The organism is Thioalkalivibrio sp. AKL7 (genome assembly GCF_000381705.1).
GTDB lineage: Bacteria > Pseudomonadota > Gammaproteobacteria > Ectothiorhodospirales > Ectothiorhodospiraceae > Thioalkalivibrio > Thioalkalivibrio versutus.
In genome coordinates, this window is record NZ_KB906956.1 from 1 (window position 1) to 13,981 (window position 13,981).

Below are 13,981 nucleotides of genomic sequence, written 5' to 3' on the forward strand. Positions count from 1 at the left end.
GCGGGCCGGGGTCGCGGCAGTCGGGCGTGTTTCTTGGGTACTTCTTTGCACGAGCAAAGAAGTACCTCGCGGTGCGCTCGCGAGAGAGCGCCTGGCAGTATGCGGACCGAAGCCACTGTAAACACCCAACGACGAACCGGGACCAGCCACAACAAGGCAGGCGGCAGCCCGGAGCCACCGTAAACACCGGATGACGAACCAGGGCCAGCCTGCACGGCAGACAGCCGGCCAACGGCATATCCCCCGGGCGGCCAGCGCGCCGCGCCGTTATAATGCGCGGCTTTCCCCACATTCCGACCCGAGCGCGCGCGCGATCATGGACAAGAGCTTCGACCCGAAAAGCATCGAACAGACCCAGTACGACCGCTGGGAGGGCGCGAACGTCTTCGCGCCGCCGGCGACGGGCGAGGCCAACTACTGCATCCTGCTGCCGCCACCGAACGTGACCGGCACCCTGCACATGGGGCATGCCTTCCAGCACACCCTGATGGACACACTCATCCGCTACCGGCGGATGCACGGCGACCGCACGCTGTGGCAGGGCGGCACCGACCACGCCGGGATCGCCACCCAGATGGTCGTCGAACGCCAGCTGGCCGCCGACGGCAAGGGCCGCCACGACCTCGGGCGCGAGAAATTCCTCGAGGCAGTCTGGGACTGGAAGGCCGAATCTGGCGGCACCATCACCCGCCAGATGCGCCGCCTGGGCGATTCCATGGACTGGTCGCGCGAGCGCTTCACCATGGACGACGGGCTGTCCGACGCGGTGCGCGAGGTCTTCGTGCGCCTGCATGAGGAGGGCCTGATCTATCGCGGCAAGCGCCTGGTCAACTGGGACCCGGTGCTGCACACCGCGCTGTCCGATCTCGAGGTGCTGTCGGAGGAAGAGGCCGGCCACCTGTGGCACTTCCGCTACCCGCTGGCCGACGGCTCCGGGCACCTGACCGTCGCGACCACCCGCCCGGAGACCATGCTCGGCGACACCGCCGTCGCGGTGCATCCGGAGGACGAGCGCTACCAGCACCTGATCGGCAAGACCATCCGGCTGCCGCTGGTCGGGCGCGAGATCCCGATCATCGCCGACGATTACGTCGAGGCCGAGTTCGGCTCCGGCTGCGTGAAGATCACCCCGGCGCACGACTTCAACGACTACGCGATGGGACAGCGCCACGACCTGCCGGTGATCAACATCCTGACCATCGACGCCTGCCTGAACGACAACGTGCCCGAGGCCTACCGGGGCCTTGACCGCTATGAGGCACGGCAAAAGGTCCTCGACGACCTGGATACGGAAGGACTGCTCGAAAAGATTGACGACCACAAGCTGATGGTCCCGCGCGGGGACCGTTCCGGCACCGTGGTCGAGCCCTACCTGACCGACCAGTGGTACGTGAAGGCCAGCCCGCTGGCCGAACCGGCGATCAAGGCGGTGGAAGACGGCCGCATCCGCTTCGTGCCGGAAAACTGGTCGAAGACCTACTTCGAATGGATGCGCAACATCGAGGACTGGTGCATCTCACGCCAGATCTGGTGGGGTCACCGCATCCCGGCCTGGTACGACGCGGATGGCAACGTGTATGTGGGCCGCGACGAGGCCGAAGTGCGCGAGAAGCACGGCCTGGGCACGGACGTGACCCTGGAACAGGACGAGGACGTTCTCGACACCTGGTTCAGCTCCGCGCTATGGCCGTTCTCCACGCTCGGCTGGCCGGAGCAGACGCAGGAACTGAAGGATTTCTACCCGACCAGCGTGCTGGTCACCGGCTTCGACATCATCTTTTTCTGGGTCGCCCGCATGATCATGATGGGCGAGCACTTCATGGGGGATGTGCCCTTCCGCGAGGTCTACGTCACCGGCCTGATCCGCGACTCGGAAGGCCAGAAGATGTCCAAGTCCAAGGGCAACGTGATCGACCCGATCGATCTCATTGACGGCATCAGCGCCGACGACCTGGTGGCCAAGCGCACGCGCGGCCTGATGCAGCCGCAGATGGCGAAGAAGATCGAGAAGGCCACGCGCAAGGCCTTCCCCGACGGCTTCCCCGCCTTCGGCACCGATGCCCTGCGCTTTACCCTGGCGGCACTCGCCACCACCGGGCGCGACATCAAGTTCGACCTCGGCCGCATCGAGGGCTACCGCAACTTCTGCAACAAGCTGTGGAACGCCTCGCGCTTCGTGCTGATGAACGTCGAGGGCCACGACTGCTCGGCCGCGGCCGATACCGCGGAGCACCGCACGCTGGCAGATCGCTGGATCCTCGACCGCCTGGCCGCCACCGCCGCGACCGCCACGCAGCAGCTCGATGCCTACCGCTTCGACCTCGCCGCGCAGACGCTCTACGAGTTCACCTGGCACGACTACTGCGACTGGTACCTGGAGCTGACCAAGCCGGTGCTGAACGACGACGCCACGCCGGAGGCGGTCAAGCGCGCCACGCGCAATACCCTGGTCACCGTGCTGGAGGCCCTGCTGCGCCTGCTGCACCCGGTGACCCCGTTCATCACCGAGGCCATCTGGACCAACGTGAAACCGCATGCCGGCATCACGGATGACATCGAATTCCTGGTGCAGCGCCCCTGGCCCGGCCGCGACGGCTTCCCGCGTGACGCGACCGCCACGGCCGAGCTCGACTGGGTGAAGGACTTCATCACCGGGCTGCGCCGCATCCGCGCGGAGATGGACATCGCCCCCGCCAAGCCGCTGCCGGTGCTGGTAAAGAACTGGACCAACGCCGACCAAGAGCGCTACACCCGCCACCGCGGCCTGCTGGAGTTCCTCGCCAAGCCCGAGAGCGTCACCTGGCTGGACACGGCCGACGAGGCCCCGGAATCGGCGATGGCCCTGGTCGACGACATGCAGCTGCTGATTCCGCTGGCCGGGCTGATCGACAAGGACGCCGAGCTCGCGCGCCTGGACAAGGAGATCGGCAAGCTCGACAAGAACCTCGAACAGAGCGAGCAGCGGCTTTCCAACGCGAGCTTCGTCGACCGCGCCCCAGCCGACGTGGTGCAGAAGGAGCGCGACCGCGTCGCCGAGATGCACGCCACCCGCGACCAGCTGGCCGCCCAGCGCGAACGGATCCGCACGATGTGAGGGCGCTGTTCACCACAAAGCACACGCAGAAGACCGGAAAAGCATTTACGGGAGACGGGAAGGGTCTTGGCTCGCGGGTCTAACAAGACGCTGATCGCTCTTGCCCGCCTTCGTGTCTTCGTGCGCTTCGCGCTTGAAGAACATCAGCTGATCCGTTCGAGCATGCCCCGGTGGCGGATCAGGCGCGCCAGGGTGCGGCCGGTGTGGTACCAGTGCAGCATCCAGCATTCGCGCGCCAGTCGCGCCGCCGATACGGTGGAGCCCGGCTCCGCCGGACAGGGGCAGACGCGCAATCCCATGCCGCGCGCGATGGCAACCGCCCGGGCGAGATGAAAGCGACTGGTCACCAGCACCAGGGGCGCATCACCGGCCGCCGGCGTCGCCGTCAGCAGATCGCGCGCATTGCGCAGATTCTCCAGCGTATGCCGCGAGGCGTCTTCGGTACGGATGCGCGTCGCCGCAATCCCGTGGTGTTGCAGAAAGGCCGCGCCCGCGGCGGCCTCGCTGGGAGCCCCGACGGAGGTCTGCCCGCCCAGCACCAGGATCCGGGCATCGGGGTTCCGGCGCGCCAGACGCACGGCGCGCAGCAGGCGCAGGCGGTAGCCCGGACTGGGCGCCCCCGACTCCAGCTGCTGCCCCAGCACCAGGATGCAGTCCCCGCGCCCGGGGCAGCGCCGCCGCCGCGACCAATGCACGGTGTAGAGCCACAGCGCCAGCCAGGACAAGCCGCCGGTGGCCAGGATGATCAGATTCGACAGCGCAAAGGTCGCCAGGCCGTCCGGCCCGATGCGACCCAGTCCGACGCGCACCTCGCCCACGGGAGCCTTCTCAGGCCTCGTCTTCGGGCGTGGTGCCGCCGGTGAAGTGCAGCCGCGCGTTGCGCCGGCGCCGCGCCCAGAAGGCCAGCGCCCGCGGCAGGTTCAGCGCCATCTGCACGTAGTACACCGTCTTGAAGGCACGCAGGGACCACTGCACACGGGTGTTGCGGTAGACATCGCCGGCCAGCAGCGAGATCACCGCCTGCTCCATGCCGAAGGTATTGCGCGGCCCCATGAACAGCTTGCGCATCACCGGGCTGTTGAAACGATAGATCAACCAGGAGAAACGGCGGACGCCACGGCGCACGTCGCGCTCAAAGGCACGCAGATAGCGTGCGGAGCGCGCCGGATGCTCCAGGCAGCGATCCACCGCATCGGCGGCGCGGAAGCCCCCCGACATCGCGATATAGACCCCGCTGGAGAACACCGGGTCGACAAAGGTGAACGCATCGCCGACCAGCAGATAACCCGGGCCGTGGGCCTGACTGGAGCGGTAGGAGAAATTGCCGGTGGCGTTGACCGGGCCGGCCAGCTCCGCGCCCTGCATGCGTTCGAAGGCCGGCGGGCAGAGCTTCAGCGTGTCCCACAGGAACGTCTCGGGCTTGGTCTTGCGCGTCTTCAGGTATTCGGGAAAACAAACCGCGCCCACGCTCATCGCCCCGTCGCGCAACGGGATCATCCAGATCCAGCCGTGCTGGAACCAGTAGATACTGATGTTGCCGGCATCGCGCCCGGCACGCCGCGGCACGTTGTTGAAGTGCCCGAAGATCGCGGCGCTGTTGTGTTCCGGGTTGCGCGCCTTCAGGTCCAGACGGCGCGCCAGGAAGGTATCGCGACCGGAGGCGTCGACCACGAAATCGGCCTCGAATTCCAGCGTGTTGCCGGATGCATCGCGCGCGGTGACCTGCTGGGTCCCGCCCTTGGCGGGATCGGCCAGGGCGACATCGAAGACGGTGACCTCTTCCAGCACCCGCACACCCAGGCGGGCGCTGTTTTCCAGCAGCAGGTGGTCGAACTCCGAACGCCGCACCTCGCATGCCGACGCGGGTGTGTCGTCATTCAGGGCACGCTCGAAGTAATAGGTTCGCGGCGCGTCGGGCGCCTCGGGGATGGTGAACTCGGCCCCGTGCTTGGGGATGCCGATTGCCGCGATGGCCTCGGCCACGCCCAGTTCCTCGAACAACGGCACATTCATCGGCAGCAGGGATTCGCCGATGTGGAAGCGTGGATGCCGGGCCTTTTCCAGCAGCACCACGTCGCGCCCCTTCTGCGCCAGTCGGGAGGCCACCGTGGAGCCGGCGGGGCCTCCTCCGATCACCACCACCTGGCAGCGCCCGTCGGTTACGGCTTCCTGTCCCGGTTGTCTCAAATCACGTCTCCGCTTGCCCGCCCGCAACCCCAGAAAGGCGACCCGGTCTGGTCGCGAGGGTACCACGGCCCCTCGGGTGTGGGTATCATCGGCGCCCACAGCAGGGTGACCCTCGCGCGAACGGCAAGTTCGGAGGCGATCACAAAATGCGCATAACACTGCACCGGGGGAACACGTGCCATCACAAACAGCGTTCGAACAGGAAGTCGCCCAACTGATCGTGGACAGCCTTAATCTGGAGGAGGTCGCGCCGGAGGAAATCGAGCCGGAAGATGCGCTGTTCCGTGAAGGACTGGGGCTGGATTCCATCGATGCCCTGGAGCTGGCCCTGGCCATCTCCCGCGCCTACGGCGTCCAGATCCGCTCGGACGACGAAAACAACCGCGAGATCTTCGCGTCCTTGCGGGCGCTGAGCGCCCATATCGAGGCCAACCGAGCCACGTCGTGAACACCCCACTCGCCGCCTGCGTGGCCCTGAGTTATCCGGTCGCGGTCGTCCTCGGCGTGACCCTCGAGATCCCGCTAGTGCCGCTGGCGATCCTGGCCACCCTGATCCTGGTGGCTGCATGGGCCTCGCTGGCCACCACCGGACGTGGCGTGCTGGCCGCGAGCCTGGCCGTGGGCATAAGCCTGTTGCTCCTCGGCGGGATGGCCACCTGGCTGCTGTATGCTTTGCCGGTGCTAATCATGGGGCTCTTGTCGCTTCTGTTCGCGCGTTCGCTACGCAGCGACTCCACCCCGCTGATCACGCGCTATGCCCTGGCCATGGGGGCCTCCGACACCCCCGCGGTGCACCGCTACACGCGCAACCTCACCATTACCTGGGCCCTGCTGTGTGCCGGACTGGCAATCGTGTCCGCCTGGCTGGCGCTGTTCGCCACCGCCACCACCTGGGCCCTGTTTGCCAACGGGATCAACTACCTTTTGCTGGCCGGCCTGTTCCTGCTGGAGTATCCGCTGCGCCGCTGGCTCCTGCGCGACGAGCCGCACAACGGCTTCCTGGCCTATCTGATGGAGCTGGCGCGGGTCGATCACCACCGGATGCTGAGGCACCCGTGACAGATACCCCGCAGGTCACTCGACCACTGATCGCCGACACGCCCGCCCCGCTGGCGCGCATCGGCGATCGGGCGATCTCGCGCGCCGCCTTCCTCGCCGACGCGCAGGCGCTGGCCGCACGCCTGCCGCAGGCGCAGGCGGCCTTCAACCTGTGCCAGGACCGCTACCACTTCGCGGTCGCCTTTGCCGCCATTCTGCTGCGCGGCCAGGTCAATCTGCTGCCCCCGAACCGCGGGAGCACCACCCTGGCCGAGATCGCTAGCCAATACCCGGACGCGCCTGCCCTGGTCGACGGCCCGGATGCCGAGATCGCAATCCCGATCCTGCGGGTGTCCGCCCGCGGCGAAGCAGGCGAGGCCACCGGGGCGATCCCCGAGATCCCCGCCGACCAGACCGCCGTTCTGGCCTTCTCCTCCGGCAGCACCGGCACCCCCACGGCCCATGCGCGGAGCTGGGAGGCCCTGCATGCTGTCACCTGGCAGGCGCTGGAATGCTTCGATCTGGTGGATGGCTCCGGACCGACCCTGATCGGCACGGTCCCACCGCAGCACATGTACGGCCTGGAGTCCACGCTCCTGTACGCCCTGCTGGGGCACGCCACCCTGCTCGCCGGACGCCCGTTCTACCCCGAGGACATCCGTGCCGCACTGGCGGACTGCACCCCGGCCGTTCTGGTCACCACACCTTTTCATCTGAGCGCCTGCCTGCGTGCGGGGCTGGAGTGGCCGACCCCGGAACGCATCCTCTGCGCGACCGCGCCCCTGGACCCGGAAACGGCCGGCCAGGCCGAACGGGTGTTCGGCTGCCGCCTGGACGAGATCTACGGTTGCACCGAGGCCGGCGCCATTGCGACCCGCCGCACCACCCGTGAATCCGACTGGACGGCCTACCCCGGGGTGCAACTGCACCGCAATGACGACGGCCTCGCGCGCGTCCAGGGACCCCAGCACCCCGAAGCGGTCCCGCTTCCGGACCACATCGAGGTCCGGGACGTCAGCCACTTCCGCATGGAGGGGCGCCTGGCCGATCAACTGAACATCGCCGGCAAACGCGCCTCCCTGGCCGATCTCAACCGCCGACTCAACGCAATCCCCGGGGTGCTCGACGGGGTGTTCATTCCGCCGGGCATCGATCAGGACACGCACGGCGTGACCCGGCTGGCCGCCCTGGTCGTGGCACCGGATCGCAGCGCGGCCGAAATCCAGGCCGCACTGGCCGAGTGCATGGACCCGCTGTTCCTGCCGCGCCCGCTGGTCCGCGTGGAGCACCTGCCGCGTTCGGCCACCGGCAAGCTGCCGCGCCAGATCCTGCTGGACCTGCTCGCCCACCACGGCCAGTGCGCCTGAGCCGCCCGCCCTGATGCAGACCCTCATCCAGTCCACCATTCGCCGCATCGGGGCCGGTCACCCATCCCTTCCCGGGCACTTCCCCGGTCACCCGGTGGTGCCCGGCGTGGTCATCCTCGACCAGGTCGCGGCGGTGGCCCACGCCCACGGTCTCGGGCCGGTAGAGGCCCTCCCCCAGGTCAAGTTCCTTGCACCCCTGGGACCCGAGACGGCATTCCGGGTCGAGATCGATCCGCCCGGACACGGCGGCCGTCAGGCCTTCCGCGTACTCGCGGCGGATGGCGAGGCCCCCGTCACCTTCTGTGCCGGCCAACTGATCACGACTCACGACACCGCGGACGCATGAGCCGCGGCTGGTTTCAGCAGGCGGAACGGGGCTCGCCCCTGGCCCTGCGCATCATCCTCTGGGTGGCCCTGAATCTCGGGCGCCGCGCCAGCCGCACCCTGCTCTACCCGATCACGGCCTACTTCCTGCTGTTCGCACCGCAGTCGCGCCGCCACAGTCGCAACTACCTGCGCCGCGTCCTGGGGCGCGAACCGCGCCTGGGCGATTTGGCACGACACCTGCACAGCTTTGCCGCAGTGATCCTGGACCGCGTCTTCCTGCTCGCCGGCAAGGACGCCTGCCTGGACATCCACGTACACAACCGCGAGACCTTCCTGGAACACGTGGACAGCGGCCAAGGCGCGATCCTGCTGGGCGCGCACCTGGGCAGCTTCGAGGCCCTGCGCGCACTGGCGGTGGGCAAGTACGATTTCCCGGTCAAGGTCCTGATGTACAACGACCACAACCAGAGCATCACCCAGGTCCTGGAGGCGCTGAATCCCGAGGTCGCCGCGTCGGTGATCCCGCTGGGGCGCACCGAGACCCTGATCCAGGCCCGCGAGTGCCTGGATCGCGGCGAGCTGATCGCGACGCTGGGCGACCGCGTCGCCGAGAGCGACAAGATGGTCGCCTGCAACTTCCTCGGCGACACTGCGCTGTTCCCGCAAGGCCCGCTGCTGCTGGCCGCGGTGCTCAAGGTCCCGGTGATCCTGTGCTTCGGGCTCTATCGCGGGGGCAACCGCTACGATATCTTCTTTGAACCCTTCGCCGAGACCATCGAGGCCCCGCGCGGGCAGCGCGATGCAGCCCTGGCACACTGGGTACAGCGCTACGCCGACCGCCTCGAGGCGCGGGTGCGCGAGGCCCCCTACAACTGGTTCAACTTCTATGATTTCTGGGACGATGCATCCAAATAGGCGAGCCCATGGCTTTGGCCCGCGTATCCGCCAGTCCGGCATTACGCTGATCCTGGCCTTGGGCCTGCTCGTCCCTGTTTCGGCCCTGGCCAACGACACCCTCGGCGCCTTGCTCGAAGCCCTGACCACCGAGCGCGCGGCGACCCTCGCGTTCGAGGAGCGCCGCGACGACCCGATGCTGGAATTCCCGGAGACCCGCTCGGGCTCCCTGGCCTTCGATCCCCCCGACACCCTCGTCCGGCAGGTCGACGGCCCGCGTGGCGAGACCGTGCACATCGAGGGCGACACCCTAACCCTGGAACGCCGCGGCACCAGCCGCGAGATCGACCTGAACGAACAGCCTGCCCTGGCCACCCTGGCCGGACTGTTCCGCGCCCTGCTGACCGGCGACCGCGAGACCCTGGAGAGCGACTTCGAGATCGACGTCACGGGGGACATCGACGCCTGGACCCTGGAGCTGGTCCCGCAGGATCGCGCCCTGCGCCGCATGGTCCCCGAACTGACCCTGAAAGGCGCCGACGGCGAACTGCACGAACTGGTCACCATCGAGGCTGGCGGCCACCACAGCCGCATGCGTTTCGAACCGCCACAGTACGCGGACTAGTCCTTGCTGCGCCGCCACCCCTCCCGCGTTGCCCTGACGCTCTGGCTGGCCGCCCTGCTCCTGGCCACGCTGACGCTGACCCTGCGCGGCGAACTGGTCACCGACCTGCAGGGCTTTGCCCCGGACCCGGTCAGCGCGGACGGGATCGCCCTGGACCCCGGGGCCGGCCCCGCCGGACGCATGCTGCTGCTGGCCATCGCCGGTGGCGAGGCCCGCGAGCGGGCGGCAGCCAGCGATGCACTGGTCGCGGCCCTGGAGGGTGCCCCCGATGTTGCCGGCATCCACAACGGCCGCCTCGACCCCGACGACCCAGCGCTGGATTTCCTGATCGAGCATCGCTACCTGCTAAGCCCCCGGGTCGATGCCGAACACTTCAGCCAGGACCGCCTGCGTGAACACCTGGAGGCCCGCCGCGACGACCTCGCCAGCGCCGTCCCGGAACTGCCGCGGGAACTGATCCCGCGTGACCCCACCGCACAGGCCCGGGTCGTCCTGGAGCAGCTCGCCGCCAGCGGTGGCCGGGCGACGACCGGCGCCGAAGGCGTCTGGGTCACCCCCGACCGGGGACGGGCCCTGCTGGTGCTGCGCAGCGCGGCCGACGGCATGGACCTGGATGCCCAGGCCGCCCTGATCGAACGCACGCACGCGGCCTTCAGCGACCTCGCCGAACCGAATCTGCAGCTGCAGATTGCCGGCCCGGCGGTGATCGCGGTGGACTCCCGCGCCACCATCCGCGGCGAGGTGACCTGGATCACCGCGGGGGCCAGCGTCGCGCTGGCCCTCCTGCTGCTGGCGGTGTTCCGCCATCCGCACCCGGTCTGGCTGGCGGCCGTGCCACTGGCCAGCGGCATCCTGATCGCCGCGGCCGTGGTTACGCTGGTCTTCGGACACCTGCACGGGATCGCGCTGGCCTTCGGCATCACCGTGCTGGGCATTGCCCTCGACTACCCGCTGCACCTGTTCGCCCATGCGCAACGAGGCGATGGTGAACCGTCCGGCGGCGAACGGGCCGACGGCGGGCGCCTCCCGCTGGTCGCGCGCGAGCTGTGGCCCGCCATTGCCCTGGGAGCCGGCAGCACGGTACTGGTGTATGCCCTGATGGCAATGACCGGGTTCTCCGGCATGGCCCAGCTCGGGCTGTTCGTATTGACTGGCGTGGCCGTGGCCGCCGTGGTCACCCGCTGGATCCTGCCCACGCTGGTCCCCGCCCGATTGCAGCGCGAGGGCCTGCCGCCGCTGCGCCTGCCCCTGCCCCTGCCCACGGGTCTCGCCCAGCCCCCCGCCATCGCGCGCTGGGGCCTCGCCCTGCTGGCCCTGGCCGCGATCGCCGTGGTCGCGAGTGCCGACCCCTTCCCCTGGGAGGATCGCCTGTCCGCCCTGCACCCGGTACCGGAGGACCAGGTTGCGCTCGACCAGGACCTGCGCAGCGCCCTGGGGCTGCCGGACGTCCGCCATGCCCTGCTGGTCAGCGGCGACACGCCGGAACAGACCCTGCGCGGCAGCGAGGCGCTGACGCCGGGCCTGGAGGCCCTGCGCGAGACCGGGGCCCTGGACGGCTTCAGCCATGCCGCGAACGTCCTGCCCAGCCGGGCACTGCAGCGCGAACGCCAGGCGGCGTTACCGGAACCCGATACCCTGCGCGAACGCCTGGAGGTGGCGAGCGCAGGGCTGGGGTTTCGCGACGGGGCCTTCGAGCCATTCGTGAACGACATCCAGACGGCCCGCCAGCAAGACCTGCTGGAACCCGAGGGCCTTCCCGACGGGCCTTTGCGCAATGCCCTGGAACCCCTGCTCCAGCCCCGCGATGACGGCACTGACTGGATCGCCTGGGTGCGCCTGCAGGGCGTCCATGACCCCGATGCCCTGACCCGCTGGGCCGAAGACGCGCCTCTGGCCAGCGTGCCGGAACTGGACGGGGTGGGCATCCGCCACATCGACTTCTTCCGCGCCTCCGAAGAACTGGTGATCGGCTTTCGCGTCGAGGCCCTGCAACGGCTCGCGCTGGGAATGGTCGCGGTGGCCCTCCTGCTGCTGGTCGTCACCCGGGCGCCGGGACGCAGCCTGCGTATCCTGACCGCGGTCGGCACCGGGTTGCTGCTGACCCTGGCCACACTGATCCTGCTGGGCATCCAGCTGTCGCTGTTCCACCTGATCGCGATGCTGCTGATCACCGGGCTGTGCCTGGATTACGCCGTGTTCTTCAGCCGCCCGCTGCGGGATGCCGCGGCGCGCCTGCGCAACCTGCGCTCGGTCAGCGTATGCGCACTGTCCACGCTGGTGGTGTTCGGTCTGTTGGCCCTTTCCAGTCTTCCGGTCTTGCAGGCCATGGGCCTCACGGTAGTGCTGGGCGTGGTATTTTCCTTCCTCGCAGCGGCCCTGCTGGCCCCCGAGGCCAGCCGCCGACAAACTGCCTGAAGCAACGCCGAACTGGCCCAATCCACCCGGAACGCCCTCCGGCCACAACCCGCAGATACGCCCGTCCATGGACCCCCTGGTCATCACTGCCCACACCCTGACGAGTGCCGCCGGCACCGGGATCGCCGCCAACGCCGAGGCCCTGCGCAGCGGCACCAGCGGACTGCGTGCCTGCGACCTGGAGCGCGTCAACCTGGACACCTACGTCGGCCGCGTGCCGGGTGTGGAAGCCATCGCCCTCGATGGCGCCCTGGCCCCGTTCCTGTGTCGCAACAACCAGCTGGCCGAACTGGGATTACGCCAGGACGGCTTCGCCGAGGCGGTGGCGGCTGCAGTGGAGCGCCACGGGGCCGATCGGGTGGCCGTACTGCTGGGCACCAGCACTTCCGGGATCGCCGCCACCGAGGCTGCATACCACCGGCGTGACCCGCAGACCGGGGCCCTGCCACCGGACTACGACTACCAGCACACCCAGAACATGTTCTCGCTGGCCGACTTCGTGGCCACCCGCCTCGGCCTGTCCGGCCCCGCCATGGTGGTCTCCACGGCCTGCTCGTCCAGCGCCAAGGTCTTTGCCGATGCCCGGCGCCACATCGCGGCGGGACTGTGCGACGCCGCCGTGGTCGGCGGCGTCGACAGCCTGTGCGGCATGACGCTGTACGGCTTCGACGCCCTGCAGCTGGTCGCCGCGCAGCCCTGCACCCCACTGGATCGCGACCGGGCCGGGATCTCCATCGGCGAGGCCGCCGGCTTCTTCCTGCTGGAGCGCCTCTCCGCGAATGCCCACGGCGCGCGGCTGACCGGTTACGGCGAATCCAGCGATGCCCACCACATGTCCGCCCCGCACCCGCAAGGCCTGGGGGCCGCGACCGCACTACAGCAGGCCCTGGACCGTGCGGGGCGGCAAGGCGACGAGATCGACTACGTGCTGATGCATGCCACTGCGACCCCGGCCAACGACCGTTCCGAGGCCCGCGCCCTGATCCACCGCCTGGGCCGCAACCCGCGCGCGGTGGGCAGCAAGGGCCTGACCGGGCACACCCTCGGGGCCGCGGGCGCGGTGGGGGTCGCGCAGGCGCTGGCCAGCCTGGCCGGCGGCTTCGTACCGGCCACCGCCGGGCTGCGACACCCGGACCCGGAACTGGGCCTGGATGCACGGGCAGAGACCGAGGAACGCCCGGTTCGGCGGGTCCTGGTCAACGCCTTCGGGTTCGGCGGAAACAACTGCAGCCTGCTGCTGGAGGCACCGCAATGAACACCATCGGTCTGCATGCGGTCGGACTGCTGGGCCCGGGACTGGACGACTTCGAGACCGCCCGCGCCATCCTCGCCGGCACGGCGCCTCTGACGGGTGATGCGATCAATATCCCACCCGTGCGGCTGCTCCCCGCCAACGAGCGTCGACGCACCACGACCACGATTCGCCTGGCCCTGAAGGTGGCGGAAGAGGCCACGACCGACAGCGATCGCAGCCAACTGCGCAGCGTGTTCGCCTCGTCCTCCGGCGACATGGACATCATCGATCGCATCTGCGACGCGCTCACCCAGCCGGAGCCGGTGGTCTCGCCGGTCCAGTTCCACAATTCGGTGCACAACGCCCCGGCCGGTAACTGGTCGATCGCCACCCGCAACCCCGCCCCGGCGACCGCCGTATCCGGCTACAACGCCACGGTGGCCGCCGGCTTGCTGGAGGCCGCGACGCTGCAACAGTGCGAGGGTGGCGAGGTGCTGCTCACCTGCTACGACGTACCGTCGATGGAGACATTCATCCGCGTGCGCCCGATCCACCATGCGTTCGCGGTCGCCCTGCGCCTGGGGCCGGTGGAGGGCGCCACCTGGCGGCTGCAGATGGACCTCAAGGGACCCGCCACCGCAGATCGCTGCGTGGCTGACGAGCTGGAGGCCCTGCGCGAGAGCAACCCGGCTGCACGTGCCCTGCCGCTGCTGGAGCAACTGGCCCGGGGCACGGCCGGCCATGTTACGCTTGCCGCCCCGTTGGGCCGGTCGCTGAGCATCCGCATCGAGCCCTGAACA

At 69.1% G+C, this 13,981-nt stretch carries 12 protein-coding genes; 10 read left to right on the forward strand and 2 right to left on the reverse strand.

The window, feature by feature from the left end; genetic code table 11:
- Positions 1–316 precede the first annotated feature (316 nt).
- Positions 317–3,094 carry a valine--tRNA ligase gene (locus tag G315_RS0112075; RefSeq protein ID WP_019612589.1) on the forward strand — a complete coding sequence of 926 codons (2,778 nt, stop codon included), beginning with the start codon at positions 317–319 and terminating at the stop codon, positions 3,092–3,094.
- 143 nt (positions 3,095–3,237) lie between these two features.
- Here the strand turns inward: G315_RS0112075 and G315_RS0112085 are convergent, their stop codons facing one another.
- Complete coding sequence (locus tag G315_RS0112085; protein WP_019612590.1) at positions 3,238–3,912, reverse strand: YdcF family protein; 675 nt, start codon at positions 3,910–3,912, stop codon at positions 3,238–3,240.
- A 10-nt stretch (positions 3,913–3,922) separates the two neighbouring features.
- Entirely contained in the window at positions 3,923–5,236 is a 1,314-nt protein-coding gene (locus G315_RS0112090; RefSeq protein ID WP_019612591.1) for an NAD(P)/FAD-dependent oxidoreductase, read from the reverse strand.
- 220 nt (positions 5,237–5,456) lie between these two features.
- Between G315_RS0112090 and G315_RS0112095 the strand changes: the two genes are divergently transcribed.
- The 9 genes from G315_RS0112095 to G315_RS0112135 all read left to right on the forward strand — a co-directional run bounded on the left by G315_RS0112095 (position 5,457) and on the right by G315_RS0112135 (position 13,978).
- Positions 5,457–5,729 (forward strand): phosphopantetheine-binding protein, encoded by a 273-nt coding sequence (locus G315_RS0112095; protein ID WP_026182088.1) that lies wholly within the window; start codon positions 5,457–5,459, stop codon positions 5,727–5,729.
- Positions 5,726–6,340, forward strand: a complete 615-nt coding sequence (locus G315_RS0112100) for a hypothetical protein (protein WP_018145366.1) — start codon at positions 5,726–5,728, stop codon at positions 6,338–6,340. The genes G315_RS0112095 and G315_RS0112100 overlap by 4 nt, the downstream gene beginning before the upstream one ends.
- Positions 6,337–7,686: an AMP-binding protein gene (locus G315_RS0112105; protein WP_019612592.1), complete on the forward strand. Its 1,350-nt coding sequence runs from the start codon at positions 6,337–6,339 to the stop codon at positions 7,684–7,686. Before G315_RS0112100 ends, G315_RS0112105 begins: the two co-directional genes overlap by 4 nt.
- A 13-nt stretch (positions 7,687–7,699) precedes the next feature.
- A complete protein-coding gene (locus tag G315_RS0112110; protein ID WP_018145364.1) occupies positions 7,700–8,032 on the forward strand; it encodes a hypothetical protein in 333 nt (110 codons plus the stop codon).
- A complete protein-coding gene (locus G315_RS0112115; protein ID WP_018145363.1) occupies positions 8,029–8,928 on the forward strand; it encodes a lipid A biosynthesis acyltransferase in 900 nt (299 codons plus the stop codon). The genes G315_RS0112110 and G315_RS0112115 overlap by 4 nt, the downstream gene beginning before the upstream one ends.
- Positions 8,929–8,986: 58 nt before the next feature.
- Positions 8,987–9,532, forward strand: coding sequence for a LolA-related protein (locus G315_RS0112120; protein WP_018145362.1), 546 nt, complete (start codon positions 8,987–8,989; stop codon positions 9,530–9,532).
- 3 nt (positions 9,533–9,535) lie between these two features.
- The gene (locus G315_RS0112125; RefSeq protein WP_019612593.1) at positions 9,536–11,947 is read left to right on the forward strand and encodes an MMPL family transporter; all 2,412 of its coding nucleotides are present in this window, start codon (positions 9,536–9,538) and stop codon (positions 11,945–11,947) included.
- Between the two features lie 67 nt (positions 11,948–12,014).
- The gene (locus G315_RS0112130; RefSeq protein ID WP_019612594.1) at positions 12,015–13,202 is read left to right on the forward strand and encodes a beta-ketoacyl-ACP synthase; all 1,188 of its coding nucleotides are present in this window, start codon (positions 12,015–12,017) and stop codon (positions 13,200–13,202) included.
- Entirely contained in the window at positions 13,199–13,978 is a 780-nt protein-coding gene (locus tag G315_RS0112135) for a beta-ketoacyl synthase chain length factor (RefSeq protein ID WP_018145359.1), read from the forward strand. Before G315_RS0112130 ends, G315_RS0112135 begins: the two co-directional genes overlap by 4 nt.
- Positions 13,979–13,981: the final 3 nt, after the last annotated feature.

Coding starts and splice junctions, on each gene's coding strand:
- G315_RS0112135 (WP_018145359.1), top strand. CDS start 13,199: ATGAACACCATCGGTCTGCATGCGGTCGGACTGCTGGGCCCGGGACTG.
- G315_RS0112075 (WP_019612589.1), top strand. CDS start 317: ATGGACAAGAGCTTCGACCCGAAAAGCATCGAACAGACCCAGTACGAC.
- G315_RS0112110 (WP_018145364.1), top strand. CDS start 7,700: ATGCAGACCCTCATCCAGTCCACCATTCGCCGCATCGGGGCCGGTCAC.
- G315_RS0112130 (WP_019612594.1), top strand. CDS start 12,015: ATGGACCCCCTGGTCATCACTGCCCACACCCTGACGAGTGCCGCCGGC.
- G315_RS0112115 (WP_018145363.1), top strand. CDS start 8,029: ATGAGCCGCGGCTGGTTTCAGCAGGCGGAACGGGGCTCGCCCCTGGCC.